Source organism: bacterium (genome assembly GCA_017744355.1).
Classification (GTDB): Bacteria; Cyanobacteriota; Sericytochromatia; order S15B-MN24; family UBA4093; genus JAGIBK01.
In genome coordinates, this window is record JAGIBK010000003.1 from 353,696 (window position 1) to 377,035 (window position 23,340).

At 66.6% G+C, this 23,340-nt stretch carries 25 protein-coding genes and 3 tRNA genes; 15 read left to right on the forward strand and 13 right to left on the reverse strand.

All coding sequences use genetic code 11. The features are described 5' to 3' along the window. Positions 1 to 104: 104 nt before the first annotated feature. Positions 105 to 464: a hypothetical protein gene (locus J7643_10520; GenBank protein MBO9541013.1), complete on the forward strand. Its 360-nt coding sequence runs from the start codon at positions 105 to 107 to the stop codon at positions 462 to 464. 54 nt (positions 465 to 518) lie between these two features. Here the strand turns inward: J7643_10520 and J7643_10525 are convergent, their stop codons facing one another. The 3 genes from J7643_10525 to J7643_10535 form a co-directional block, all read right to left on the reverse strand. Further along, a complete protein-coding gene (locus J7643_10525) occupies positions 519 to 1,706 on the reverse strand; it encodes a DUF1343 domain-containing protein (protein ID MBO9541014.1) in 1,188 nt (395 codons plus the stop codon). A 76-nt stretch (positions 1,707 to 1,782) separates the two neighbouring features. Next, a complete protein-coding gene (locus J7643_10530; GenBank protein MBO9541015.1) occupies positions 1,783 to 2,217 on the reverse strand; it encodes a PspC domain-containing protein in 435 nt (144 codons plus the stop codon). Between the two features lie 31 nt (positions 2,218 to 2,248). Next, the gene (locus J7643_10535; protein ID MBO9541016.1) at positions 2,249 to 2,752 is read right to left on the reverse strand and encodes a WbuC family cupin fold metalloprotein; all 504 of its coding nucleotides are present in this window, start codon (positions 2,750 to 2,752) and stop codon (positions 2,249 to 2,251) included. Positions 2,753 to 2,846: 94 nt separating this feature from the next. Here J7643_10535 and J7643_10540 point away from each other — a divergent pair, with 94 nt between their 5' ends. Then, on the forward strand, positions 2,847 to 3,482 hold the full coding sequence (locus J7643_10540) for a hypothetical protein (GenBank protein ID MBO9541017.1): 636 nt from the start codon (positions 2,847 to 2,849) through the stop codon (positions 3,480 to 3,482). Here the strand turns inward: J7643_10540 and J7643_10545 are convergent. Both J7643_10545 and lspA read right to left on the reverse strand, forming a co-directional pair. Then, positions 3,398 to 4,621 carry a patatin-like phospholipase family protein gene (locus J7643_10545; GenBank protein MBO9541018.1) on the reverse strand — a complete coding sequence of 408 codons (1,224 nt, stop codon included), beginning with the start codon at positions 4,619 to 4,621 and terminating at the stop codon, positions 3,398 to 3,400. The two genes, J7643_10540 and J7643_10545, sit on opposite strands and share 85 nt — an antisense overlap. Positions 4,622 to 4,727: 106 nt before the next feature. After that, positions 4,728 to 5,237 (reverse strand): signal peptidase II, encoded by a 510-nt coding sequence (gene lspA, locus J7643_10550; GenBank protein ID MBO9541019.1) that lies wholly within the window; start codon positions 5,235 to 5,237, stop codon positions 4,728 to 4,730. 161 nt (positions 5,238 to 5,398) lie between these two features. Between lspA and nrdR the strand changes: the two genes are divergently transcribed. The 8 genes from nrdR (at position 5,399) to J7643_10590 (ending at position 14,434) form a co-directional block, all read left to right on the forward strand. Then, a complete protein-coding gene (gene nrdR, locus J7643_10555) occupies positions 5,399 to 5,863 on the forward strand; it encodes a transcriptional repressor NrdR (GenBank protein ID MBO9541020.1) in 465 nt (154 codons plus the stop codon). Positions 5,864 to 5,897: 34 nt separating this feature from the next. Next, on the forward strand, positions 5,898 to 7,940 hold the full coding sequence (locus J7643_10560) for an anaerobic ribonucleoside triphosphate reductase (GenBank protein MBO9541021.1): 2,043 nt from the start codon (positions 5,898 to 5,900) through the stop codon (positions 7,938 to 7,940). 71 nt (positions 7,941 to 8,011) lie between these two features. Beyond that, positions 8,012 to 8,338, forward strand: coding sequence for a cell division protein FtsL (locus tag J7643_10565; protein ID MBO9541022.1), 327 nt, complete (start codon positions 8,012 to 8,014; stop codon positions 8,336 to 8,338). A 7-nt stretch (positions 8,339 to 8,345) separates the two neighbouring features. Then, a tRNA-Leu gene (locus J7643_10570) sits at positions 8,346 to 8,426 on the forward strand. Between the two features lie 145 nt (positions 8,427 to 8,571). Continuing rightward, positions 8,572 to 8,973 (forward strand): hypothetical protein, encoded by a 402-nt coding sequence (locus tag J7643_10575; GenBank protein MBO9541023.1) that lies wholly within the window; start codon positions 8,572 to 8,574, stop codon positions 8,971 to 8,973. 166 nt (positions 8,974 to 9,139) lie between these two features. Then, positions 9,140 to 11,134: a cation:proton antiporter gene (locus tag J7643_10580; protein MBO9541024.1), complete on the forward strand. Its 1,995-nt coding sequence runs from the start codon at positions 9,140 to 9,142 to the stop codon at positions 11,132 to 11,134. A 249-nt stretch (positions 11,135 to 11,383) separates the two neighbouring features. Further along, on the forward strand, positions 11,384 to 13,024 hold the full coding sequence (locus J7643_10585) for an FAD-dependent monooxygenase (protein MBO9541025.1): 1,641 nt from the start codon (positions 11,384 to 11,386) through the stop codon (positions 13,022 to 13,024). 105 nt (positions 13,025 to 13,129) lie between these two features. After that, positions 13,130 to 14,434 carry a S8 family serine peptidase gene (locus J7643_10590; protein ID MBO9541026.1) on the forward strand — a complete coding sequence of 435 codons (1,305 nt, stop codon included), beginning with the start codon at positions 13,130 to 13,132 and terminating at the stop codon, positions 14,432 to 14,434. A 52-nt stretch (positions 14,435 to 14,486) separates the two neighbouring features. Here J7643_10590 and J7643_10595 read toward each other — a convergent pair whose 3' ends face one another. Next, entirely contained in the window at positions 14,487 to 14,954 is a 468-nt protein-coding gene (locus J7643_10595) for a carboxymuconolactone decarboxylase family protein (GenBank protein ID MBO9541027.1), read from the reverse strand. Between the two features lie 162 nt (positions 14,955 to 15,116). On the opposite strand from J7643_10595, the gene J7643_10600 reads away from it, so the two are divergent. After that, entirely contained in the window at positions 15,117 to 15,644 is a 528-nt protein-coding gene (locus tag J7643_10600; GenBank protein ID MBO9541028.1) for an Rrf2 family transcriptional regulator, read from the forward strand. A gap of 126 nt (positions 15,645 to 15,770) precedes the next feature. On the opposite strand, the gene corA is transcribed toward J7643_10600, so the two are convergent. The 4 genes from corA to J7643_10620 all read right to left on the reverse strand — a co-directional run bounded on the left by corA (position 15,771) and on the right by J7643_10620 (position 17,351). Further along, on the reverse strand, positions 15,771 to 16,733 hold the full coding sequence (gene corA / locus J7643_10605) for a magnesium/cobalt transporter CorA (GenBank protein ID MBO9541029.1): 963 nt from the start codon (positions 16,731 to 16,733) through the stop codon (positions 15,771 to 15,773). Positions 16,734 to 16,740: 7 nt separating this feature from the next. Continuing rightward, on the reverse strand, positions 16,741 to 17,106 hold the full coding sequence (locus J7643_10610; GenBank protein MBO9541030.1) for a VOC family protein: 366 nt from the start codon (positions 17,104 to 17,106) through the stop codon (positions 16,741 to 16,743). A gap of 80 nt (positions 17,107 to 17,186) precedes the next feature. Beyond that, positions 17,187 to 17,258 (reverse strand) — tRNA-Gly (locus J7643_10615). Between the two features lie 21 nt (positions 17,259 to 17,279). Next, positions 17,280 to 17,351: transfer RNA gene (locus J7643_10620), tRNA-Gly, on the reverse strand. 199 nt (positions 17,352 to 17,550) lie between these two features. On the opposite strand from J7643_10620, the gene prfA reads away from it, so the two are divergent. Continuing rightward, positions 17,551 to 18,633 carry a peptide chain release factor 1 gene (prfA, locus tag J7643_10625; protein ID MBO9541031.1) on the forward strand — a complete coding sequence of 361 codons (1,083 nt, stop codon included), beginning with the start codon at positions 17,551 to 17,553 and terminating at the stop codon, positions 18,631 to 18,633. A 151-nt stretch (positions 18,634 to 18,784) separates the two neighbouring features. Continuing rightward, positions 18,785 to 19,282 (forward strand): hypothetical protein, encoded by a 498-nt coding sequence (locus J7643_10630; GenBank protein MBO9541032.1) that lies wholly within the window; start codon positions 18,785 to 18,787, stop codon positions 19,280 to 19,282. Between the two features lie 57 nt (positions 19,283 to 19,339). On the opposite strand, the gene J7643_10635 is transcribed toward J7643_10630, so the two are convergent. Beyond that, complete coding sequence (locus J7643_10635; GenBank protein MBO9541033.1) at positions 19,340 to 20,686, reverse strand: hypothetical protein; 1,347 nt, start codon at positions 20,684 to 20,686, stop codon at positions 19,340 to 19,342. A gap of 154 nt (positions 20,687 to 20,840) precedes the next feature. Next, complete coding sequence (locus J7643_10640; GenBank protein MBO9541034.1) at positions 20,841 to 21,101, reverse strand: hypothetical protein; 261 nt, start codon at positions 21,099 to 21,101, stop codon at positions 20,841 to 20,843. Between the two features lie 201 nt (positions 21,102 to 21,302). Here J7643_10640 and J7643_10645 point away from each other — a divergent pair, with 201 nt between their 5' ends. After that, the gene (locus J7643_10645; GenBank protein MBO9541035.1) at positions 21,303 to 22,244 is read left to right on the forward strand and encodes a response regulator; all 942 of its coding nucleotides are present in this window, start codon (positions 21,303 to 21,305) and stop codon (positions 22,242 to 22,244) included. A 14-nt stretch (positions 22,245 to 22,258) separates the two neighbouring features. After that, positions 22,259 to 22,621, forward strand: coding sequence for a hypothetical protein (locus J7643_10650; protein MBO9541036.1), 363 nt, complete (start codon positions 22,259 to 22,261; stop codon positions 22,619 to 22,621). Between the two features lie 5 nt (positions 22,622 to 22,626). Here the strand turns inward: J7643_10650 and J7643_10655 are convergent, their stop codons facing one another. Next, on the reverse strand, positions 22,627 to 23,286 hold the full coding sequence (locus tag J7643_10655; GenBank protein MBO9541037.1) for a hypothetical protein: 660 nt from the start codon (positions 23,284 to 23,286) through the stop codon (positions 22,627 to 22,629). Between the last annotated feature and the right edge of the window lie 54 nt (positions 23,287 to 23,340).

A 23,340-nucleotide genomic window follows, 5' to 3' on the forward strand; every position in this document is an offset into this window, starting at 1 on the left:
CCCGAGCTTAACCCGCGCGGCCTCAAACAGCCAAGAATGGCGTATAATGGGGAATGTCCCCCCGCCTCTCGCCCGCGACGCGAGAGCAGCCAAGAGAATCGACCATGAAGCACGACTCAACTCCCACCACCCTGCTCATCGGGCTGGCCTGCGGCTGCGAAGCGACCCTTCACCGGAACATCGCCGACGGCCTGGACATGGTGGAATTCCGCCGCGACGCGGCCTGCAAGCGCCACTTCGCCGCTCCGACCCTGCCGGCGCCGGTCATCGGCTTCGGCCCCCTGTGGACCTGGGACGCCAACCTCGCGGACCGCCGCGCCCTTCCCGCCACCTCGGTCTCGCGCTTCGAGCGCGAGCACGTCTACAAGCTGCTCGAAGGCTACTGCTACCTCGACCAGCCCGGCAACCCCGGCTACGGCCCCCTGGCCAAGGTCCGCTGGGCCGAGCCGGCCGCGCACCACTAAAAGACGTTCAAAAAGAGGGCGGGGACTCGCGCGAGTCCCCGCCCTCTTTTTTGGCTAGCGATACAGGAGGTACGGGGCGCGATCGCGCTCGAAGGCCCTGGTCTGGTCCTGCCAGGCCGCCGTGATCGCCGCGGGGGCCTCGCCGGCGAGCAGCTTCTCGCGGATCCAGCTCGCGCCGGTCATACGATCGAAGCCCTTGGCCTCGATGCGCAGGCGATCCGGGTAGAGGCGGCGCACCTCGGCGATCATGACCAGGCCGGTCTTGACGGCCTGGAAGGCCTCACGGTCGGTCACCTTGACCTCGACCCCCGAGACCGTCCCCTCGCGGAAGGGGGCGAATTTCACCCCGGGCAGGGCGTGGGCGGAAAGGGCGCGGGCATAAGCCGCCCCGTCGATCCAGGAGGCCCCGACCTTCTCGAAGGGGCGATCGCCCACCCGGCAATCGACGTTGGTCGCCTCGAAGAGGCAGATCCCCGGGTAGAGGGTCGCCGTGAGCGGCGTCTTCATGGCGGGCGACGGGTTGACCCAGGGCAGGGCCGTCTGGTCGAACCACATGCCACGCTCCCAGTTGCGCAGGGGCACCACCGAGAGCGAGGCGCCGATCCCGAAGGCCTCGTTGTAGAGCTTCGCGAGCTCGCCCATGGTCATGCCGTGCCGGACGGGGATCGGGTAGTAGCCGACGAAAGAAGCGAGCTTGGGGTCCAGGACGGCCCCCTCGACGGCCTTCCCGTTGATGGGGTTCGGCCGATCCAGCACCACGAAGGGAATCCCCACCTCCTTGGCGGTCTGCATAGCGAGGGCCATGGTCGAGTGGTAGGTGTAGAAGCGCGCCCCCACGTCCTGGATGTCGAAGACCAGGGCATCGAGCCCTTCGAGCATGGCCCGGGTCGGCTTCTTGAGCGAGCCGTACAGGCTCATGACGGCAAGGCCCGTGACCGTGTCCTTGCCGTCCACGATATCCCCCTGGCGATCGGCTCTGAGGCCGTGCTCCGGGGCGAAGAGGCGGACCAGCTTGAAGCGCTTGTCGGCGTAGAGCCGGTCGATGTCGCTGACGCCCTTCGCATCCACCGCGCTGCGGTTGGTGATGAGCCCGATACGCTTGCCGACCAGCGCCTGCGGCGGGTCGGCGAGCAATACGTCGATGCCGCTCAGGACCGGTTCCTGGGCGTGGGCGGGCAGGGGAGCAGCGACAAGCAGCACCGCCAGGACGAGCGCACGCCAGCGCGGGGGGTTAAAAGCCATGGAGCCTCCTCCGGGCCGCTCATGGCGGCCGAACGCAAGACGAGCCGTGCGTTTTATGCCCGTCTCGAGCCCAATGTCACCGCTCGATCAAGGGTTGCTGGGGCGCCTGGTCCTGCAAAGGCAAAAGGAACCAGGCGGCGAGGTAGAGGGGGATGGCCACCCCGCAGGCGATGAGCAAGAGGGCCATGCCCAGGCGCACGAGCGTCGGGTCCAGGTGATAGGTCTCGGCGAGGCCCCCGCAGACGCCTGCGATCATGCGCTCGCGATTCGAGCGGTGCAGGCGGTTCGGCGACAGGTCGCTCGGCTGCGGGTTCGAGGGGATGACGAGCCAGGCAATCAGGTAGAAGAAGATGGGCGCCCCCATCCCGAGCAGCACCGAAAGCACCAGCACGAGCCGCACCCAGGCCACGTCGACGCGCATGTAGTCGGCAAGGCCACCGCACAGGCCCGCCACGATGCGGTCGTTGGTGGAGCGGTAGAGGCGGCGGGGCCGATCGACGTCGCGGGACATGGGGAACCTCCTCGAAAAGGGGCGGACCCTCTTATTCTACCCGCGAGAGGCCCGCACGCAGCGCCTCCAGGTAACGCTGCCCTTCCTCGGTACCCTCGGCGGGGGCCCAGGGGGCGTAGTCCTTGTGGCTTGCGGGCTGGTAGGCCCCCTCGATGACCTCGTACAGCACCGTCCCCGCTTCGAGGGAAATCAGGCTGTGCCAGGTGCCGGGGGGGATCTCGACGCCCCAGCAGGGACCGCCCGCCGCGATCTCGAGGGTCGATTGCAGGGTTCCCTCGTCGTCGAAGGTCAGGACCACTGCGCGGCCGGTGAGGACCACGAAGACCTCGACCTTGGCCGGGTCGGCGTGGCGGTGGGGACGCACGTACGAGGCGGGCTCCACCGCGTTGAGCATGCGCTGCACCGCCTCGTGATGGTCGTGGTAGCGCGCGATCGCGCGGTGTCGCGGCGAGGCCTCGACCCGGGCCTGGGCGAAAGAGGCGGCCGTGCGATCGATCGGGCGCAAGGGGCCGGTGAACGTCAGTTTCTCGGACAACGGCAGCTCCTTTGTTTACATTTCGACACCATGTCGATAGGTTGGGGGCTCATTCGACGATGCGCTCCATGGTAACAGCAAAGGAAGCCTCGGCATGAGCAGGACGCGACGGGGAACTTGGGCAGTCGGCGGCGGGCTTGCGCTCGTGTTGGTGGCAGGCTGCGGCTCCCCCGCCCCCGCCCTGCGAGCGGTCGCTGCGCGCGAGGCCCCCCTCGTTTCCCCGACCCTCGCCGATCGCGAGGTGATCGCCCCCATCTGGTACCGCAACCCACGCTATCCCTTCCACTCCGAGCGCTTCGCCTTCAAGAGCGGCCGCTTCTTCCCCATCGACGACGGCATGGGCCCGAGCGGCGACGCCTCGTTCTTCTACAACGGCAGCGACTTCTACGTGGCGGTCAACGCGGGGGGCGGCAGCCCCCGGACCATGGCTGCGGCCCGCCCGAACGCGGCCCCCGAGGCCCTCGACTTCGGAACGGGCCCCCTGCAAGCCAAGGTCGGCGACACCTTCGCCTTCAGAACCCCCGACGGCACCGCCACCCTCACGGTCACGGGCCTCGCGTCGGGCAGCATGCACTTTGCAAAAAGCGAGGGGAGCGGCACCGGCACGGTACGCTTCCGCTACCACCTCATGCCAGCGGCCGCCCTTCAGACCGAGACGGCCTCGATCGAGAGCGGATTGGCGAGGGCTGCGATCGCCGCGCGCCCGTCCTCGACCCCGCGCTCCAGGTAGACGCGCTTGAGCTCGGGATAGTACAGGGCCGAGAACATGCCGCCCGGCAACGGGGTGGTGGGCCCGATGGGCACCAGGCGCACGTAGCGCTTCTTGAGGAAGCTCTCCAGGTCGTTGAAGCCCGCCGCCTGGCACAAGCGCTCGTTATGCTCCGAGCGCCTGATCTCGCCCTTGGCGTTGCGCTCCAGCACCTGGCGCATGGCCAGGATCCGCTCGTTCATGCGGCGCACGTCGTGGAAGTTCTGGATCAAGTAACGCCCGGCGATGATCGAGAAGACCCGGCCGATCATCTGGACGAAGGTCGCAGGCTCGCGCGACGGCTCGCCGACCACCGTCGCCGCCATCACCACGAAGACCGTGTCCACCTCGGCATCCAGCTCGATGGCCTGGGTGATGGGGCTGTTCTCGACCATCCCGCCGTCCAGGTAGAGGCCGGGGCGCTCCTGGCCCGTCAGGTGCATCTTGGTGGCGGGAAAGACCGTCGGCACGCTGCACGAGGCCATGATCACCGAGCGCATCCAGGCGTACTGCTCGCTGGTCGCCTCGGGCGAGAGGGGCTCGGCCAGCTTGAAGGTCTCGTAGTGGCAGTGGCGGGCGGCGATCTGGTCCTTCTCGAGGTGGGTGGTGCCCAGGAGGTCCGAAACGGCGATCGAGAAGGTGACGGGATGGACCAGCCGCTCGGGCGGCACGAGGTAGTCCTCGAGCATCTGCTTGATGAAGCCGTGGGAGCAGATGGAGGTGAAGCGGCCGAACGCGAGCTCGCGCAGGGCCAAGAGCGAGTCCAGGCCCACCTTGATCCATGAGAGCTTCTTGAAGGGGTCGATGCCGATCCGGTGGAAGATGCGCTGGACCGACGCCTCGCCCAAGCTGCCCGGGGCGAACTGGCCCTCGGCGGTGTAGAAGAAGTCCTCGAGGGTCGCGCGGGTCGCCCACAGCTGGACCAAGAATTCATCTAGCCGCTGGGGCGTGAAGGCGCCCTCGGCGACCATGTTGGCGACGTAAGCGCCGTTGAGGGCCCCCGCCGAGATGCCCACGATCACGTCCGGGACGATCCCGGCCTCGGCGAGCGTCCTGAGGACCCCGGCCTCGTAGGCCCCCTTGAGCCCACCGCCGCTCAGGACCAGCGCTGTCTTCCCCATGCCACCCCTCCCTCGATGCTGCGTGCGCCTGGGCGCGCCTCATGCTAGGAAGGGGAAGAGCGTTCGGCCTTGGCCAGTTTGGCCAAAGAGTCAGAGGCGATCTGCCTTAGGAAGCGGAGTGCGCCTCCTCGCGAGAAGTCCGGTAGGCATGCAGCAGCATGATGCCCACCCCCGCGAGCACGGCCACGTCCGCCACGTTGAAGATGGGCCAGACGTTCTGGCCCTGCCAGCGCAGATCGACCATGTCGCGCACGTAGCCGAAGGCGAGGCGATCGACGAAGTTGCCGAGGGCTCCGCCGAGCAGCAACCCCAGGCTGCACACCACCATGGGCGCGCTCGGCTTGGTCCGCCACTGGTAGGCGACCACCCCGAGGGCGATCGCACCGGCCACGACGCTCAGGAAGGGGGTGTGGCCCCAGAACAGGCTGAAGGCGGCCCCGAAGTTGCGGACGTAGGTCAGGTGCAGGAAGCCATCGACCAGGGGGTGCGACTGGCCGAGGGCGAGGGCCGCCACGATGCCGAACTTGGCGAACTGGTCCAAGAGCAGGGTCGAAAACGCCAGAAGATAGAAGGTGAAGGTTTCGTAGGGGGTCTTTCGATCGCGGGGGGCTTGCATGAGCATCCTCCAAAAACGGTCGAGCCACATGGGGCATCCTACCCGGCCCGCGCGAAGCTCGAAACGATCGAGCGGCCAAAGGCGTTCGGCCGTTTCCTCGACACAAGCCGGAGCGAGCGGCTAAAATGGTCATTTAGAGCCCGTTCCCTCAAGGAGCCCCCATGCGCTGCCCCATGTGCAACTCGCCCGACAGTCGGGTCCTCGAGAGCCGCCTGATCGAGGAAGACACCACCCTGCGGCGCCGCCGGGAATGCGCCGGCTGCCTCAAACGCTTCACCACCTACGAGCGGGTCGAATCCGCCCCGCTGATGATCGTCAAGCGTGACGGCAAGCGCGAGCCCTTCGATCCGCGCAAGCTCGCCACCGGCCTGATGCGGGCCTGCGGCAAGTCCGTCGTCTCGGTCGAAGCCATCGAGCGGCTGGTCGCCGAGATCGAGTCCGAGCTGCACAAGCGCCACACCCGCGAGGTGCCCTCCCAGGAGATCGGCGAGATGACGCTTTCGCGCCTGCGCGACGTGGACGAGGTCGCCTACGTTCGCTTCGCCTCGGTCTACCGCCACTTCACCGGCATCGAGGACTTCATCTACGAGCTCAAGACGCTCCAGGCCGCTGCCCTGTCGCGCTAGCCCTTCGCACTTCGTTCAAAGGATCCAAAAGCCCATGACCGCTTCGACCGCCCCGGAACAGATCAGGAAGCGCGACGGCCGGGTCGTCGCCTTCGACCGCGAGAAGATCGTCGCGGCGATCCTCAAGGCCACCAGCGCCGTCCACGGGGGCGAGCGTCCCGAGGCCGAAACGCTCGCAGACCGGGTGGTGTCGAGCCTCGAACTGGCCTCGAAGCGCGAGCTGCCCACCGTCGAGCAGATCCAGGACGCCATCGAGAAGGTCCTGCTCGAAGAGGGCCAGTCGCGCAGCGCCCGGGCCTTCATCCTCTACCGGTCCCGCCGCAGCCGCATCCGCGAGGCCAAGACCGAGCTGATGGACGCGGTCGAGGAGATCCTCGCCGAGGTCGAGAAGGGCGAGACGGTTGTCGCATGCTCGCCCAGCGAGAAGATGCTCAAGATCGGCGCCACCGCGAGCAAGGAGTTCTACCTCAAGCGCTTGTTGCCCGAGGAGATGGCCGACGCCCACCTCAGGGGCGATCTGCACATCCAGGACCTCGAGCATTACGCCAAGGCCCCGAACTCCTTCGTGATCCCCCTGTCTCGCTTGATGACCGAGGGCTACCGCACCCCCCAAGGGATGGTCCGCGCCCCCAAGCGCGCCCACTCGGCCGCGTCGCTCGCGGCGATCGCCCTGCAGGCCGCCCAGAGCGACTGCTTCGGCGGCCAGGTCTTCGATCGCTTCGACACGGCCCTCGCGGGCGCCCTGCCCTCCGAGACCACCGACCACGAGCTCTCGCAGGCCATGGAGGGGCTGGTCTACAACCTCAACATGCTCCACAGCCGCAACGGCGGCCAGGTGCCCTACTCGACCCTCACCTTCGGCGCGGACCCTTCGCCCATGGCCCGCCGCATCGCCCTTGCCCTGCTCGATGCCTACGAGGCTGGTCTCGGGCGCGGCGAACCCGCGGTCTACCCCAACCTGGTCTTCCTGCACCAGGCTGGCGTCAACGCCAAGGCCGGTGATCCCAACTTCGACCTCTTGCGCCGGGCCCTCGACGTGGCCGGCAAGCGCATGCAGCCGACCTTCGCCTTCCTCGACGCGCCCTTCAACCAGGACGACGCGACCTCCGTCACCTACCTGAGCGGCTGCGCCCGGATCGGGCGCGATCGCTTCGGCCACCCGACCACCGCGGGCCGCGGGGCGATCGCGACCGTCACCCTCAACCTGGTACGGGCGGCCCTGCGCGCCAAGCGCGACGGCCTGGACTTCAACGCCCTGCTCGAACGGCAGGCTCGGCTCGCCATCCGCACCCTGCACCACCGCTTCGAGGTGCTCTCGACCCTCAAGTCCCACGAATTGCCCTTCTTGATGGGCGAGGGGCTCTACGCCGAGTCCGAAGGCCTCGACGCTCAGGAGGCGATCGCCCAGGCCCTGCGGCACGGGCACCTGGCCCTGGGCTTCATCGGCCTGGCCGAGGCTCTCAAGGTACTCACGGGCGCCCACCAGGGCGAATCGGAAGCAGCGCAGGAGCGCGGGCTCGCCATCGTCTCCATGCTGCGCAAGCTGACAGACGAAGCCAGCGAAACCCTCGATCTCAACGTCGTGCTCTACGCCCAGCAGGCAGACAAGAGCGCCGGGCGCTTCCCCATGCTCGATCAATGGGACTTCGGCGCCGTGGCGGGCGTGACGGACAAGGGCTACTACACCAGCGCCTTCTCACTGCCCGCCGAGTATTCCGTGAGCGCGAGCCGCAAGATCGAGCTCGAAGCGCCCTACCATGCCCTGTGCAACGGCGGGCACCTGACCGCCATGACCTTCCCCGCGCCGGTTTCCGACGCCGACACCCTGGGCGCGCTCGTCGAGCGGATGGCCGACGCGGGCCTCGGCCACGGGGCCTTCAGCTTCCCCGTGGACCACTGCGCCGCCTGCGGCCACTCGGGGGTCATCCCCGCCGACTGCCCCACGTGCATGGCCGCCTCGGGTACGATCCGACGGGTACGGCGCGTGGCGGGCTACCTGGAGGCGCTGGATCGGGTCGATCCCGGCAAGCGCGCCGAGCTCGAAGCCGTCGCCGCACATTGTGACGGATCCCTTTGATCTACGAGCGAGCCTTCGCTATACTCGATCCGCAAACTCGGCGCCCCATCCCCCGTTCTCAGGAGATCCGCGTGGCCAGGAGACAAAGGATAGCCCCTCCGGCCGATCCCGGCGCGAGCCGCTCGACGCAGCTGATCCTTTGGGCGGTGGTCGTCTACGCAAGTATCAACCTGGCGCACCTCATCCTCCAGGAGTATCGCCTGCTTTACCAGGGGCACATCCTGAGCCAGGAGCGGGTCATCACCGCGGAGAAGGGCCGCAAGCTCAAGGAGGCCATCGAGTTTGCCCGCACCCCCGAGGGGGTCGAGCGTCTGGCCCGCAAGAACCTCGGCATGGCCAGGCCGGGTGAGCAACCGGTCCGCTTCGTCAGTCCGCAAGGGGCCGAGCCGAAAATCTAGTTTTTCCGGGGGCGTGGCGAAATGGCATACGCAAGCGACTTAAAATCGCTCGCCGCAAGGCATGCGGGTTCAAGTCCCGCCGCCCCCACTTCAAGACCACCAGGGTGTTGCGCCCTGGTGGTCTTTTGCTATCCAGGCAAGGCGCCTTTCTTGAGGTTTTGTGAAGAGACGCCCAGGCGTGGTACGATAATAGACAGGTAGTGGATCACCAGAGGACCGACTTAGAGAGTTACGTGCAGCGTATCGACAGCCTCTTCAAATGGCTAAAGACCTATCGCCACGCGATGCAGATGCTCGCGGTGGTACTGGCCTTCGCCGTCACGGCGCTGTTCTCGATCGTGCCCTTCAAGGTCCCTCGCGTCTACTTCTTCCCGCCTGACCTCCAGGCCAAAGCTCAGCAAGCACCCACCTTCAAGACGATCCAGGCCCCGGCTCCCGAGAGCCTCGACGGCACCATCAACGGCGCCGCCCAGAAGCGCATGGACATGGATCCCCACGCGGACGTGCTGCTGCCCATCGCCCTGCTCTTCGCGGGCCTGCGCGGCCTCGCGAGCCTTTCGAGCTGGAAGGCCCGCCGCGTTTCGCTGCCGCACCGCGTCCGGTTCCGACACCGCGCTCCGCCGCTCGCGGCCTGAGGCGATCCCCCGCATCTCCATCGCACACGCCAAGCCCTTGCCCTTCGCCCTGCGCGAAGCGGCCCGGCCCCTGCGTGAATAGACGCCGTCTTCTTGATGGACGCCAACGATGCCGTGCGCGGATCGCCCTGCCGCGACCCTCTCCTCTCAATTCAAGGAGCTGCGCATGGAACTCTTTCCCTTGCTGAAGGACCTGGCGGCGGTCCTGACGGCCGCCCTCGTCATGGGCTTCATCTTCTTCCGCCTCAAACAGCCCGTCATCATCGGCTACCTCATCGCGGGCCTGATCGTCGGCCCCTACGGCCTCAAGTTCGTCTCGGACCTCCATACCATCGAGACCTTCGCCGAACTGGGGGTCATGCTCCTCATGTTCGCCCTGGGCGTCGAGTTCTCGTTCTCCGAGCTCAAGCCCGTCAAGAAGCTCGCCATCCTGGGCGGCAGCGCCCAGATCCTGCTGACCGTCGGGCTCACGGTGCTCGCCACCGGCTGGTTCGGGCTCGCGCTCGGGACCGGTATCCTGCTCGGCTGCATGATCGCCCTGTCGAGCACCATCATCGTCCTCAAGGTCCTCATGGAGCGCGGCGAGATCGACTCGGCGCACGGCCGGGCGATCCTCGGCATCCTCATCGTCCAGGACCTCTCGGTCGTCATCATCATGACGATGATGCCCAACCTGGGCGACCCCGCGAAGATCCTGGGGATGCCCATGCTCATCGCGCTCGCCCAGGCGGCCGCCTTCCTCGGGGTGGTGGTGCTGCTCGGTACCAAGCTCTTCCCCGTCCTCATGAAGAAGGTCGCGAGCACCGGGAACAAGGAGCTCTTCCTGCTCTCGGCCGTGATCCTCTGCTTCGGCACCGCCGCGGCCTCGTACCTGATCGGCCTCTCGCTCGCGCTGGGAGCCTTCATCGCGGGGATCGTCGTCAGCGAGTCGGACCACAGCCACCAGATCCTCGCCGACGTGCTGCCCCTGCGCGACCTGTTCGCGACCCTCTTCTTCGTCTCGGTCGGCATGCTCATCAACCCGGCCTTCCTGGTGGCGAATCTGCCCGCGGTGGCGGGCCTGACGGTCGCGATCGTGATCGGCAAGACGCTGATCGTCTTTGCGATCGCGCGCTTCTTCGGCTACTCGGGCCGCACCTCGCTCGCCATGGGGCTGGGGCTCGCCCAGATCGGCGAGTTCACCTTCATCCTCGCCAAGCTCGGTCAGCAGCAGGGCCTCATCACCCAGGACCTCTTCTCGCTGATCCTCACGGGCGCGCTCGTCACCATCCTCTTGACCCCCTTCATGATGCAGGCGGCCACCCCCCTGTACCTGGCCTTCGCCAAGCTGCCTTGGGCTCGGCGCGCGCAGCCGAAGGGCTCGAAGACCCCCCTGGCCACCAGCGAGCTCACCGGCCTGGTCGATCACGTGGTGATCTGCGGCTTCGGGCGCGTGGGCGCCAACCTGGGCGAGGTCCTGATCCGGCACGGCTACCCGCTACTCATCATCGAGAGCGACCAGAACGTCATCCAGGACCTGCGCGAACGCGGCATCGCGTGCATGTACGGCGATTCCTCCAACATCGAGGTGCTCAAGCACGCCCAGCTCCCGCTCGCCAAGCTCTTCATCGCGGCCCTGCCCGATGCGACCAGCTGCCGACTGGCGGTCAAGAACGCCCGCCAGCTCAACCCCCAGCTGGACGTCCTGGCCCGCGCTCACCGCACCGTGGACATCGACGAGCTGTACGGCCTGGGGGCCGACGAGGTCGTGCAGCCCGAGTTCGAGGCGAGCATCGAAGTCATCCGCTACACCCTCGCCAAGCTGGGCTACACCAACCGCGAGATCTACCGCTACAGCCACCAGATCCGCAAACAGCGCTACCGCCAGTTCGAGGACGCCTTCGACCCCTCGACGATCCTGGGCCTCGAAGAGGCGCTGGGGGCGGCGGACTTCGTCTGGCTCGAAGTCAAGCCCGACACGCCCATGAGCGGGCAGAGCCTGCGGAGCCTCGATCTACGCAACCTGCTGGGCCTGAGCGCCATCGCCCTGCGGCGCGAAGGGGAGGTCGTCCCCAACCCGGACCCTGACGACACCCTCTTCCCGGGCGACGCCCTGCTTGTCATGGGGCCCCAGACCCAGCTGGACAAGCTGAACTCGTTCATGTTCCCGAAGCCGCTCTAAAGCGCAGATTTGGAATGCTCCTCTGTTGTCAGCACCCCAGGGCCGCAGTAGAGTCTCCCCATCCTCCAGAAAGGATCTCGGTTCCGAGCCCGGCTTCGGTCGGATACCAGGATCGGGATTCGGCGGAACTCTCGCCACCAGGACGAAAGTCTTGAACGGGAGACCCACCCTCCGTAATAGGAGATAATGGACTTTCAATCGCCCGGAGACGTCGCCGTCTCCGGGCGATTTACATGCAGGAGCGTCGCCATGGCAGAACGGGTCCTCATCGCAGGGGCTGGGCCGGTGGGCCTCTCGCTCGCGCTTGGCCTCTCGCACCACGGCATCCCCTCGATCGTCCTCGAAGAGGACGAAGGGCTCAGCACCCAGTCCAAGGCCCTGGGGTGCCACGCCCGCACCCTCGAGATCTTCCGGGCCTGGGGGGTACGCGATCGCTTCCTGACGGCCGGCATCTTCCTCAGCCGGATCGCGATCTGGACACCCGATAGCCCCGAACCCCAAGCGACGCTCGATCTCTCCTCGCTTTCGGCCCTCACGGCCGATCCGGGCATCCTCATCCTGCCCCAGGACCGGACCGAAGCCCTGCTGCTCGCGCGCCTCAAGGAGCTGGGCCTCGCCGAGGTGCGCTTCGGCGCGAAGCTGACGGCCTTCACCCAGGACGCCTCAGGGGTGATTGCGACCGTCGTGCCGAAAGAAGGCACCTCCTACGATCTGACGGGCGACTACTTGCTCGGCTGTGACGGGCCCCATAGCACGGTCCGCGAGCGACTTGGATGGCACCTGGTGGGCAAGACCTATCCGAGCCGGCTGATGCTCGCGGACTTTCACTTGCCGGATGCCCGAAACGATCAGCCATGGCCGCGCTTCGCGGCCCTCGACGGCGGCCTGGGCGCAGCCATCCACTTCGAGCCGGGGCGCTGGCGCCTCATCGGCATTCTTGCGCCCGATGAAACCGAAGAAGAAGCGATCTCCAAAGCGGGGGTCCAGCGACGGATCGAGGCCCTCTTCGGCCCGGGCGAGGTCGAGGTGGTCTGGGCGAGCGCCTTCCACATCCACTGCCGCACCAGCCCCCACTTCCGGCTGGGGCGGGTGCTGCTCGCGGGGGATGCGGCCCACATCAACAGCCCTGCCGGTGGCCAGGGCATGAACAGCGGCATCATGGACGCCCACAACCTCGCATGGAAGCTCGCGCGGGCCCTACACGGCGGTGATACCGAGGCCCTGCTCACCTCCTACGAAGCCGAGCGGCGCCAAGAGGTCCTCTCGGTGGTGGATCGCTACACCGACCGTCTGACCCGGTTACTGCTGCTGCCCGGCGCCGCCACCCGCGCGCGGATCGCCCGTGCCCTGCGCGTGCTCATTGGGATGCCCTCGATTGTGCGCCGTCTCGCCCCCAAGGCCGCCATGCTCGATGTGCGCTACGAGGCCTCGCCCTTGATCAGCGGCGAGGGCCCATGGCTCGGCGCCCGCGCCCCCGACGGCGAACTGATCGATCGCCAGGGTCAATCAATACGGCTGCTCGATCTGGTGTCGCGCGAAGCGACGCTCTTGCTCTTCGAGGATGGGCGCTTGCCGAGCTGGGACCGCACGGCCATCGCGAGCCTGTGCGCCGACGTCCCGGGCCTCAAGGTGGTGCGGATCGTCGCGGGCACCTGCGAGGCCGCTCCCGGCGACTACCGGGACGCCACCGGCACCCTGTTCCGCGCATGGCGCGCCACGGGCGGCGATGCAGCGCTGGTGCGGCCCGACGGCCATGTAGGCTGGCGCGAGCGCCACCCGACCCCCACGGGGCTTGCCGCCGGCGTGCGGCGCGCCCTCGGCGCACCGGGCCCAAGTGGCCTGACGGTGCAGTTCGCGCCCCGCGAGACGGGCACCCCGCGCCTGTGGTGATCAACTAAGCTTCATCGAAGCTTAAGACAAGCTCTCCCCGATCTTTCCGATAACCCTCTTAACAGCCGTTGTAACCCTGTCGTTGTCTGAATCGGAGGATACGCCTTGAAGCTTCGCACCACCCGTCTCGCCCTGGCCCTCGGCGCGCTTGCCTCCGTCGTTCTCGCCGGTTGCAGCATGCCCGACACCGTTGGCAGCGCCATCCGCAACGATGGTCAGACCATCCCCATGAGCAACGTCTACTCGGTGGGCGGCCAGGCTCAGCTCATCGTCAAGCGCAAGACCGAGAACGCCGCCCCCCTCAAGATCGCCGGTATCAAGCGCGTGCGCCTTACCCAGATGCCCGGCGTCGAGGTCAACGCGGTCACCGACGGCAACGTGCAGCGCGCCATCGACCGCGTCGAGGCCGACCCCTCGGTCGAGTACGTCGAGCCCAACCTCCGCATGATCATCCCCAAGACCCTCGAGGATGCCGCCGAGGCCTCGCGCAACCGCAGCCAGGATCCCAACTTCCAGGGCTCCTACGGTCCCAAGCTCATCAAGGCGCTTGACGCCCACTCCAAGACCACCGGCGAAGGCCAGGTCATCGCCGTGGTGGACACCGGTCTCGACCTGACCCACCCCGACTTCGCGGGCAAGCTGGTCCCCGGCATCAACACCGCCGAGCCCGGCAAGAGCGCCGCGGACGACCAGGGTCACGGCACCAACTGCGCGGGCATCGCCGGCAGCAAGAAGAACGACCAGCAGGGCTACATCGGCGTGGCTCCTGGCGCTAAGCTGATGCCCATCAAGGTTCTGGGCGCTGACGGCTCGGGCTCCGACGCCTCGGTCGCCGAAGGCATCCGCTGGGCCGCCGATCACGGCGCCACGGTCATCAGCCTGAGCCTGGGCGGTCCCGCCGCGACCAAGACCGGCGCCGAAGCCGTCAAGTACGCCCTGAGCAAGGGCGCGGTGCTCGTCGCCGCCATGGGCAACAACGGCAGCGGCCAGGAAAGCTACCCCGCCGCCTACCCCGGCGTCATCTCGGTCGGCGCCACCGACATCAACGACAAGGTCACCAGCTTCTCGCAGTACGGCAAGTGGATCTCGGTGACCGCCCCCGGCTACAGCATCCTCAGCAGCTTCCCCAGCTACCGCGTCTCGGGCCTGACCCAGTACGAGAAGAACAAGGCCGGCATGGAGAAGTACGGGATGAAGATGGCGCTCGGTTACTGCTACATGACCGGCACCTCGCAGGCCACTCCCCACGTCGCGGGTCTCGCCGCCCTGGTCCGCGCCAGCAACCCCAGCCTCAACGCCGCCCAGGTCAAGGCCAAGATCGAAGGGGCCGCGGTCCGCACCGCCGGCATGTCGGGCGCCTTCGACACCCACTACGGCTACGGCCGCGTCGACGCCCTCAAGTCGCTCTAAACCTAGACAAAAGAAGGGGGGAAGCCGAAATGGCTTCCCCCCTTCCTCATTCTCAGGGAGCAACGGCTGCGGTGGCCTGCTCCGTTCCTGCCTCGCGGCCGAAGGTGATGGCGATGCGGTTCCAGCTGTTGATGGTCGCGATGGCGAAGGTGAGGTTGACCAGCTCCTCGTCGGTAAAATGACGGCGCGCCCGCTCAAACAGCTCGTCCGGAACATGGTTGTCCGTGATCCGTGTGACCGCCTCCGTGAGCTCCAGCGCAGCCCTTTCGCGCGGCGTGTAGAATGAGGCCTCGCGCCAGGCCGATAGCAAGTAGAGCCGCTGCTCGCTCTCGCCCGCCGCCCGCGCGTCCTTGGTATGCATGTCGAGGCAGGCGGCGCAGCCGTTGAGCTGAGAGGCTCGAATTTTGACGAGCTCGATCAAGGACTTCTCCAGCCCACACGCGCTAATGTAACGCTCCAAGCCGTACATCGCCTCCATCGCTTTAGGGGCGAGCTGCGGGTAGTTCAATCGCATGGTCATACCTCTCTCTCTTTTCCGGTTGCCAGGGATAGGACCTTCGCGCTGGACAGTTCAGCACGAAGGTCCGGTTCATAATCGAAGATAAATTTTATCGTGGATATTGTCAATCCATATTAATGCCAATCGATTGAGTCTCCCGGAGATCCCTGCTATGGTGCTGCTATGCGGATGAGCGATGGGGTGGAATGGGGCTTGCATAGCGTCTGGCTGCTATCACAGCTGCCGGAGGGCGCAGTGCTGGCGGGTAAGACGCTCGCGGAATTCCATGGCGTCTCGGAGAGCTACCTACTCAAGCACCTGAAGGCCTTGGTGGCGGCCAGGATCCTGGGCTCGGTTCCAGGCCCTCGGGGCGGCTATCGATTGGCACGCCCCACCACAGAGGTGAGCTTCCTCGACGTAGCCCGAGCCATAGAAGGGCCGGAGCCAGCCTTCCGCTGCACCGAGATCCGCCAGCGTGGGCCGATCGGTGCGCCCCCGGAGGCATGCCGGCTGCCGTGCTCCATCCACCGCACCATGAGCGAGGCGGAAGCCGCATGGATGAACGTGCTGAAGCGCCGGACGATCGCCGACCTCACCGCGGAGCTCCTTCAGACCCTCCCACCGGAACGGCAGCAGAGCATCGCCGCCTGGCTGGAGCAGCACATCCGGGAAGGTGACGGCAAACGTCGTGGCGCGAACGGCAGTACGTGAACCCAGACCTACTGGTGCTCGCCCCCGGTCAAGTAGGTTCACCGCGCCGTCATGAGCGAGGGCAGCGAGCGCTCAAGCCGCCTGCGGCGGCCATATCCAGACCCTCGCTTGGTTTTGCTAGATGTTCTAAAAGTAGCGCAGGGCCTTGAAGAGGATGGTCAGCCCCAGGGCGATCGCGATCATCAGGCCCAGGGCGAACTCGTAGCCCCACTTCCAGCTCAGTTCGGGCATGTGCTGAAAGTTCATGCCGTAGATGCCCGCCACCAGGGTGACGCTCATCAGGACCGCCGAGATGGAGGTCAGGCGCTTCATGGTGTCGTTGGTCCGGTTGGCGGTGACCGACAGGTAAGCGTCGACCGCCCCCGAGACCAGGTCGCGGTAGGTGTCGATCGAGTCGGTCACGCGGATCAGGTGGTCGTAGACGTCCTGCAAGTAGACCGCGGTCCCTGGGGCGATCAAGTGGCTCTCACGCCGCAAGAGCAAGAGGCACACGTCCCGCGTCGGCGCCACGACCTTGCGCATGAGCAGGAGATCCTTCTTGAGGGTGAAGATCCGGGTGATGACCGACTGCTCGAAACGCTCGAAGAGCATCTCCTCGAGGACCTCCAGCTGCTCTTCCATCTGGTCCACGACCGGGAAGTAGTCGTCGACGACCGTATCCAGCAGGATGTAGAGCAGGTAGCTCGCACCGCCGGTCTTCGATTCGGCGGCCGTCTCCCAGCGCCGGCGAACCTCGTCCAGGACCGGCATGGGCGCCTTATGGGCCGTCACCAGGTAGCCCTCGCCGAGGAAGAGGTCGATCTCCTCGGTCGTCAGGCGTGACCGCTCGGCATCGAAGGCCGCCGCGTAGAAGTCGAGGAAGGCGTAGCCGTCGTAGTGGTCGAGCTTGGGACGCTGGCCGCTCTTGAGGCAGTCCTCGAGCGCGAGGGGATGAAAGCCGAAGCAGCCCTTCAGCCACTCCACATCGGCGCGGTCCGTCCCTTCCAGGTCGATCCACATGACTCCCTTGGGCCGGGGGCAGACCTCGCCGCGGGGCACGTCCTGGACCCTGCCGGTCTCTGGGTCCAGGTACAGGGCGTGCTTGAGCATGAATCCCCTACTGGCCCAGGAGCTCGATCTCGTAGCCGTCCGGATCCTCGATGAAGGCCATCCAGCCGGAGCTGGTCTGGTGCGGCTCCTCGGTGATCTTGACCCCGCGCTGGCGCATGGCCTCGACCGTGTCGCGGACCGAGTCGACCCCGAAGGCGATGTGGAAGATGTCCTCGTCGAGCTTGAAGTCCGGGTCCCAGGGCAGGTAGGCGAGCTCCAGCTCGGTGCCGCCGCCCGGCAGTTGCATGTGGGCGAGCTGGGAGCCACGGCCCGAGGTGTGGCGCGTCCGGACCTTGAAGCCGAAGTTGGTCTCGTAGAAGGCGATGGCGCGCTCCAGGTCGCGCACCTTGAGGCGGGTGTGCAGGAACTTCATACGAACCTCCAATCGTTTTCCCGCCCCACCGGGGGCGGGGGGACTCAAAAGCAAAGGCCCCTCTTGCGAGGGGCCTCTAGAGCGGATGAAGAGATTCGAACTCTCGACCCCCTCCTTGGCAAGGAGGTGTTCTACCACTGAACTACATCCGCAGGGTAAATTATAAAATTGAGAGCGGATGAAGAGATTCGAACTCTCGACCCCCTCCTTGGCAAGGAGGTGTTCTACCACTGAACTACATCCGCTTGGAACAAGGTTTACTATATCGCTTTCGCCGGTCCGGGTCAATCCCTTGGTGACGAAAAATTTGGCCTGATCTTAAGTTCCCCTTCGAAATCCCCGCCGCAACCGCTCGCCAGGGGGCTTACGGGCTCCCGAGGGGGCGGCGCGATGCTATAATCAAGAGATTGAACGCGACGTAAGGTGAGGCACATGCTCGAAAAGATTCAGATCGATAAGCTCCACGAAGTGGAGCGCACCTACCACGACCTCGGCGATCGCCTGAGCGACCCCGCGGTGCTCTCCGACCAGGACCAGCTGCGCAAGTACGCCAAGGCCCGCTCCGACATGGAGGTCACGGTCGAGTTCTTCCACGCCTGGCAAGCAGCCACCAAGCAGCTCGCCGACGCGCAGGCCATGCGCAAGGGCGAATCGGACCCCGAGCTGCGCGAGCTGATCGAGGCCGAAATCGAGGAGCTCGGGCCCCGCATCGAGGATCTCGAGCAAAAGCTCACCCTCCAGCTCCTGCCCAAGGACCCCAACGACGACAAGAACATCATCATCGAGCTGCGCGGCGGCGCCGGCGGCGACGAGGCCAACCTCTTCGCGGGCGACCTGTTGCGCATGTACACCCGCTACGCCGAAGGCCGCGGCTGGAAGGTCGAGGTCATGGACCTGCAGGAGCAGGACCTGGGCGGCATCAAGGAAGCCTCCATCCTGGTCAAGGGTGACGGCGTCTACTCGCGCATGAAGTGGGAATCGGGCGTCCACCGCGTCCAGCGCGTGCCCGCCACCGAGTCCCAGGGCCGCATCCACACCTCGACCGCGACGGTGGCCGTGCTGCCCGAGGCCGAAGACGTGGACATCGAGATCAACCAGGCCGACCTGCGCTGGGACACCTTCCGCTCGGGCGGCGCCGGCGGTCAGAACGTCAACAAGGTCGAATCGGGCGTCCGCGTCACCCACATCCCCACCGGCGTGGCCGTCGCCTGTACCGTCGAGCGCTCCCAGCTCCAGAACAAGGCCCGCGCCCTCGAGCTGCTGCGCACCCGCCTGCTGGACGCCAAGGTCCAGGCCGCCGAGTCGGCCTACGCCTCCGAGCGCAAGAGCCAGGTCGGCACCGGCGATCGCTCCGAGCGCATCCGCACTTACAACTTCCCCGAGAACCGCGTGAGCGATCACCGCATCAAGCTGACCCTCAACAAGCTCGATCGCATCCTCAACGGCGACCTGGACGAAGTGATCGACGCCCTCATCTCGGCCGACCAATCCGAGAAGCTCGCGCAGCTCACCGCCCAGACGGTCTAAATCCTTCAAAGCCACACCCCTCGCGACGAATGCCCGGAGAGTCTCCGGGCATTCGTCGCTCCTTTCTTTGCGCCAGGACGGGGCTACGCTACCCTCGGGATCGCGCAGGCTCTGGGCGAGCAGCCCGGACCATTCGAAAGGGGGCTCTTGCATGAAAGGTTTGATCGGCATCGCCCTGGCACTCTCGGTGGCGCTCATCGGATGCCAACGACACAACGCGCAGCAAGGCGGCGGAGGCGGCGGGACGGAAAAGCGCGCGCCCACGACGACCACCGCCCCCGCGCAGAGCGGCGGGACGAGCACGACCACCACGCAGACCGGCGCCACCCTCATCCAGCAGGCCTCGAAGAAGGCGGACGACGCCAACATCCTGCTCTCGCACAAGGACTACACGGGCGCTGCCCGCGACGTCCAGCAGAGCCGGACGCTCATCGAACAGGCCAAGGGCAAGGCCCCTTCCAACATGCAGACCCAGATCAACAATCTGGACAAGATGGCGGCCAAGGCCGAGACGAGCATCAACAAGAAGTCGCCTGATGCCGTCAAGGATACCCAGGCCCTTTCCAAGGGCCTCAAGGACCTGGTCGCGAGCGAAAACAAGGTCATGGGCGGCGGCGGCCAGCCCGCACACCAGCCCGCGCACAAGTAACGCAGCAACGAAAAGCCCCCGGGAGAAACGTTCTCCCGGGGGCTTTGTCTTGGCCGCTTAGAAGTTGAAGCCGGCGCCGAGCTTGAGGCCGTAGACCAGCTCGGAGACGCCGCCGAGGTTGTAGGCCCGGGCCGTCCCCTCGCCGATCAGGGTCGCCATGCCGACCTTGTAGCCGGCACCGATCGAGCCGATGGTCTCGGTGCCGCTCAAACCGGCGATCGCCATGTTCGAGGTGGTGGTGTTGCCCTCGTTAGACTGGGTGGTCTTGGCGCCGTTGACCGGGGTGGTCGTCGTCAAGATCTTGGAGGTGTTGGTGTTGGTGGTGTTGGTGGTGGTCGAGCCGATCAGCACCGGCGCGTAGCCGACCTTGGTGTAGAGGGTGAGGGTGGGATTGACGTTGTAGGACGCACTGAGGCCGATGATCGGGCCCATGGCCAGGAACGAGGAGTCCGCCACGGAGTTGTCCTTGGCGGTCGTCTCGGTCACGATCTCGGTGGTCTTGGTGCCCGTCGCGTCGAACTGGGTCTCGGTCTGCTTGGCAGCGCCCTCGGCCTTGTCCCCCTTCACCGTCTTGGCAGTGGTTTCCTGCTTGGCTGCGCCGATGGGCATGGTCACGCCGCCGAAGAAGGACACGGTGCCCATGGGCCCGTCGGCCAGCACGTAGTCCCCGTGGAAGGTGAGGTCGTTGACCATGAAGCTGCGCGCCACCGAGTACGCCATGCCGCCCTCGGCGGCATAGGTCGACTTGGGGGTGTTGGCCGCGGTGCTCGAATCACCCTGCCGCAGGGTCAGGATGTTGCCGCCGTTGCGGGTGTAGCTCGTGGTGAAGACGGTGTTCGCAGCGTTGGCCGCAGGGGCGGTGATCGTCGCGCCGTAGTTCGCAAACGGCGTCGAGATCGTCATGGTGTCGCTGACCGAGCGGGTGTCGGTGGTGTTGTTCGAGGTGGTCGAGGTGCCCTTGAGCGCATCGGTCGACTGGCCGAAGAGGTGCATCGCCTCGGTGGAGGTGGTGCCCCACACGTTGGCGCCGAACAGGCCCGCGCCGAGGCCGAAGCGGCTACCGCCCCACCAGGTGGCGTCCAGGCCGTACATGACCCCGAGGCCGTTCTCGCGGGTGGCCGGCTTGTCGGTGGGCTTGACGGTCGTGCTGTTCACCGCGTCGTTGCCGGTGACGACCCTGCTCTCGGTCACGGTCGTCGTCCGATCGACCATCAGGGCGCGGTTGCCGAGCTCGAAGGCAGGCCCGATGAAGACGCTGAGCGAAACGTTGGGGCGCGCCGCCGAGACCGAAGGCGCGGGGGCCGCCGCAACGGGCGTGGAAGCCGAGCCACGCATCTGGGCGTGGGCGGGAAGGGCGGCGAGCATCGAAAGGCTGAGCGCGAGGGCGTAAGTCCGTTTGTTCAAGTCTAAAAACCTCATTGAAACATCGTACGAACACTAGTCATGATGCCAAACAAATTATTTTATAGACGAAAGTTTATCACAAATAGACGCTTCAAGGCTCACCCCCCGACGGAAACCGCCGGGGGGTGAGCCTTGGAAACGATCAGCAAGAAGTTTAGCCGCCCCTGCGAAGGCGAGCGCGTGGCACGACCGAGTACCGCCGCTCTGCCTCGATCCCCGTCGGAGGCACCTCGAAGTTCATGCCCACGACCATGGGGGGGGCGGACGCGACGCGCTCGGCGACGGACTGGTAGATCTGGCCGTAGTTGTCGAACACGGTCTTGCACGGCATGCAGATCCAGAAGCCCGCGCGGGCTCCGACCCCGGGGGTGGTCCGGTTCTTGCACAAGGGACAACGACCGCCGTGGGTCACCATGGGCCTACGACCTCCTCAAACGCCTAAACGACGGCTCCATCATCCCTTGCCGCCGGATGCGGCGTCGGTGGGATGCGTCACGCCGCGCGAGCAGGAGCGTCAGACCGGTCAGGGGCGCATCGGATCCTTCTTTGCGCCACTTTGGCCAAAAGCCAGGCCCCACGCGGACAAAATCGGTCACAAGCTGGGTATGCAATGAACATGCCGACAATTCTGGTCGCCGACAGCTCTCGGCTCATGCAACGCAACCTCACCATGACCCTTCAACAGGCGGGATACGACCTGCTCCTGGCAAACGACGGCATGGAGGCCTTGACCCTCTGTACCAAGCAACCGCCGGATCTGCTGATCGTCGACGTGGCCCTGCCCGGCAAGAGCGGCCTCGAGCTGTGCCAGCTCCTGCGCGGCAATGAGGCGACCCAGCACCTGCCGGTGCTCCTGCTCTCCACCGATGAGCGCCACAAGCGTTACTCGCCCGCCTACGGGGCCCAAGGGGCCCTCCTGAAGCCGATCGAGACCAAGGATCTGCTGAGCATGGCCAACAGCCTGCTTGCCCCCCTGCCTTCTTCGGGTAAGCTGCTCCAGCTCCAGCTCGGCGACGGCCCCCTCGAGACCGAGGTGGCAACCGTCCATGCGCCGAAGCAGATCACCGTGCTGGTCCCGCCCGGCACCATCTTCAAGTCCAAGCAGAGCTTCAAGGTCCAGTACGACGGCGAGGGCGGGGCGCGAATCATTCGCTCGGCCGCCGTGGCCGTGATCGGCGACGACAGCGTCACCCTCGCGCTCGGCCAGGACGTCGTGATCGAGCAGCGCCGGCGGCACTTCCGCAAGCAGGTCGAGATCCCGGTTCGCTACAAGTTGCCCGGCGACTTCTACCGGCTGGGCCGCACCCTGGACATCAGCGGGGGCGGCATGCGCTTCGCGGCCACGGGCTGCCAGCCGCCCGTCGGGCTCGAGATCGACTTCCAGCTGGTGCTGGACCCGTCCATCTTCATCACCGTCACCGGGGCGGTGCGCCGCCTCGTCCCCGCCGAGAACGGGGTCTTCGAGATCGGCGTCGAGTTCCTGGCCATCGACCCCAGCGTTCAGCAAGAGCTGACCATGTTCCTGTTCGCCAGCGCCGAGCTGGGGGCCAAGTCCTAGAAACGAGAGACGCCATGCTCCACGACGTACTCGCCTACATCCACGCCCACCAGGGGGCCCCCGTGACCGAGATCAAGCGCCACTTCGGCCTCTCCTCGGACATGGCGGCCAACCTCCTGATCCAGCTCGAAGACGCGGGTTACCTGCACGAACAGCAGCTCGAGGCCTGCCACCACATGGACGCCCAGGGCAACTTCAAGGAGACGGGTGGTGGCTGCGGCTCGGGGGGCTGCGGCAGCGGCGGCTGCAGCTCGGGCGGCGGCGCCTGCGCGGTCGGCGAGGCCTTCGAGCGCGGCTGCTGCGGCATGAACAGCCCCTACCGGGTCACGGCTCGGGGCGAGGCCTTCCTGACGCGCATGCGTGCGATCGCAGGCTAACCTCTCTAGAAGGCGTAGTAGACGCTTCCCACGTTGAGCAAGCCCCCCGCGTAGGGGGCCCCCGACAAGTCGGACCGGTTCCAGTTGCGCTCGGCGCTCACCTTGAGGTAGAGGCCCGGGTAGAGCTGCCAGGTGGCGAACGCCGAGAGGGCCTGGCTCGCGTCGGTGCCACCGGCCTGGTAGTCGCGGCGCAAGAGGCTGTAGGCCACCGTCAGGCTCAACGGCCCGAACCGACGGCGCAAGGAAAGCTCCCCCCAGCCGCCGGTATGCTCGCTCTCCGCAAGGCCCAGGTAGCGGTAGGCGCCGGCGGCGATCCCGCCGATGACCCCCGCCCACCCTTGGCGCTCGAGGCCGAGGCTCAGACCTCCGGTCCGACCGTTGGCGAAGTCGCCCCCCGCATTCAGCCCCCAGAAGGCATCCCAATCCCAGAACAGGTCGTAGGTAGCCAGTTCGAGCGATAGGCTGCCCCAAACCCGCGAGAACTCGGGGTACAGGGCGTAGCGCGCGCCCCTGAGCCCTCCCGACAGGGTGAGAAGGTAATCCTGCCCGAGGGCGAGTTCGTGCCCGAGGCCCAGGCTCAGCCCGCCGCTCGCATCGGCATTGCCCCTGGCGAAGCGCTGTGGATCGGGCGCCGCCTGGCCCGAGACGTGGTCATCGACGCCCACGTCCCAGCCGATCCGCGCGTAGGGACTGCCGAGCTCCCAGGCCCCTGCCGGTGA

Excerpts from the sequence above, each read along its gene's own strand:
- corA (MBO9541029.1), bottom strand. The coding sequence starts at position 16,733 with ATGCTCAAGCACGCCCTGTACCTGGACCCAGAGACCGGCAGGGTCCAG.
- J7643_10545 (MBO9541018.1), bottom strand. The coding sequence starts at position 4,621 with ATGGGGAAGACAGCGCTGGTCCTGAGCGGCGGTGGGCTCAAGGGGGCC.
- J7643_10520 (MBO9541013.1), top strand. The coding sequence starts at position 105 with ATGAAGCACGACTCAACTCCCACCACCCTGCTCATCGGGCTGGCCTGC.
- J7643_10630 (MBO9541032.1), top strand. The coding sequence starts at position 18,785 with ATGAAAGGTTTGATCGGCATCGCCCTGGCACTCTCGGTGGCGCTCATC.
- J7643_10525 (MBO9541014.1), bottom strand. The coding sequence starts at position 1,706 with ATGGCTTTTAACCCCCCGCGCTGGCGTGCGCTCGTCCTGGCGGTGCTG.
- nrdR (MBO9541020.1), top strand. The coding sequence starts at position 5,399 with ATGCGCTGCCCCATGTGCAACTCGCCCGACAGTCGGGTCCTCGAGAGC.
- J7643_10600 (MBO9541028.1), top strand. The coding sequence starts at position 15,117 with ATGCGGATGAGCGATGGGGTGGAATGGGGCTTGCATAGCGTCTGGCTG.
- J7643_10610 (MBO9541030.1), bottom strand. The coding sequence starts at position 17,106 with ATGAAGTTCCTGCACACCCGCCTCAAGGTGCGCGACCTGGAGCGCGCC.
- J7643_10645 (MBO9541035.1), top strand. The coding sequence starts at position 21,303 with ATGCCGACAATTCTGGTCGCCGACAGCTCTCGGCTCATGCAACGCAAC.
- J7643_10580 (MBO9541024.1), top strand. The coding sequence starts at position 9,140 with ATGGAACTCTTTCCCTTGCTGAAGGACCTGGCGGCGGTCCTGACGGCC.
- J7643_10585 (MBO9541025.1), top strand. The coding sequence starts at position 11,384 with ATGGCAGAACGGGTCCTCATCGCAGGGGCTGGGCCGGTGGGCCTCTCG.
- J7643_10650 (MBO9541036.1), top strand. The coding sequence starts at position 22,259 with ATGCTCCACGACGTACTCGCCTACATCCACGCCCACCAGGGGGCCCCC.
- lspA (MBO9541019.1), bottom strand. The coding sequence starts at position 5,237 with ATGCAAGCCCCCCGCGATCGAAAGACCCCCTACGAAACCTTCACCTTC.
- J7643_10540 (MBO9541017.1), top strand. The coding sequence starts at position 2,847 with ATGAGCAGGACGCGACGGGGAACTTGGGCAGTCGGCGGCGGGCTTGCG.
- J7643_10640 (MBO9541034.1), bottom strand. The coding sequence starts at position 21,101 with ATGGTGACCCACGGCGGTCGTTGTCCCTTGTGCAAGAACCGGACCACC.
- J7643_10530 (MBO9541015.1), bottom strand. The coding sequence starts at position 2,217 with ATGTCCCGCGACGTCGATCGGCCCCGCCGCCTCTACCGCTCCACCAAC.
- J7643_10560 (MBO9541021.1), top strand. The coding sequence starts at position 5,898 with ATGACCGCTTCGACCGCCCCGGAACAGATCAGGAAGCGCGACGGCCGG.
- J7643_10595 (MBO9541027.1), bottom strand. The coding sequence starts at position 14,954 with ATGACCATGCGATTGAACTACCCGCAGCTCGCCCCTAAAGCGATGGAG.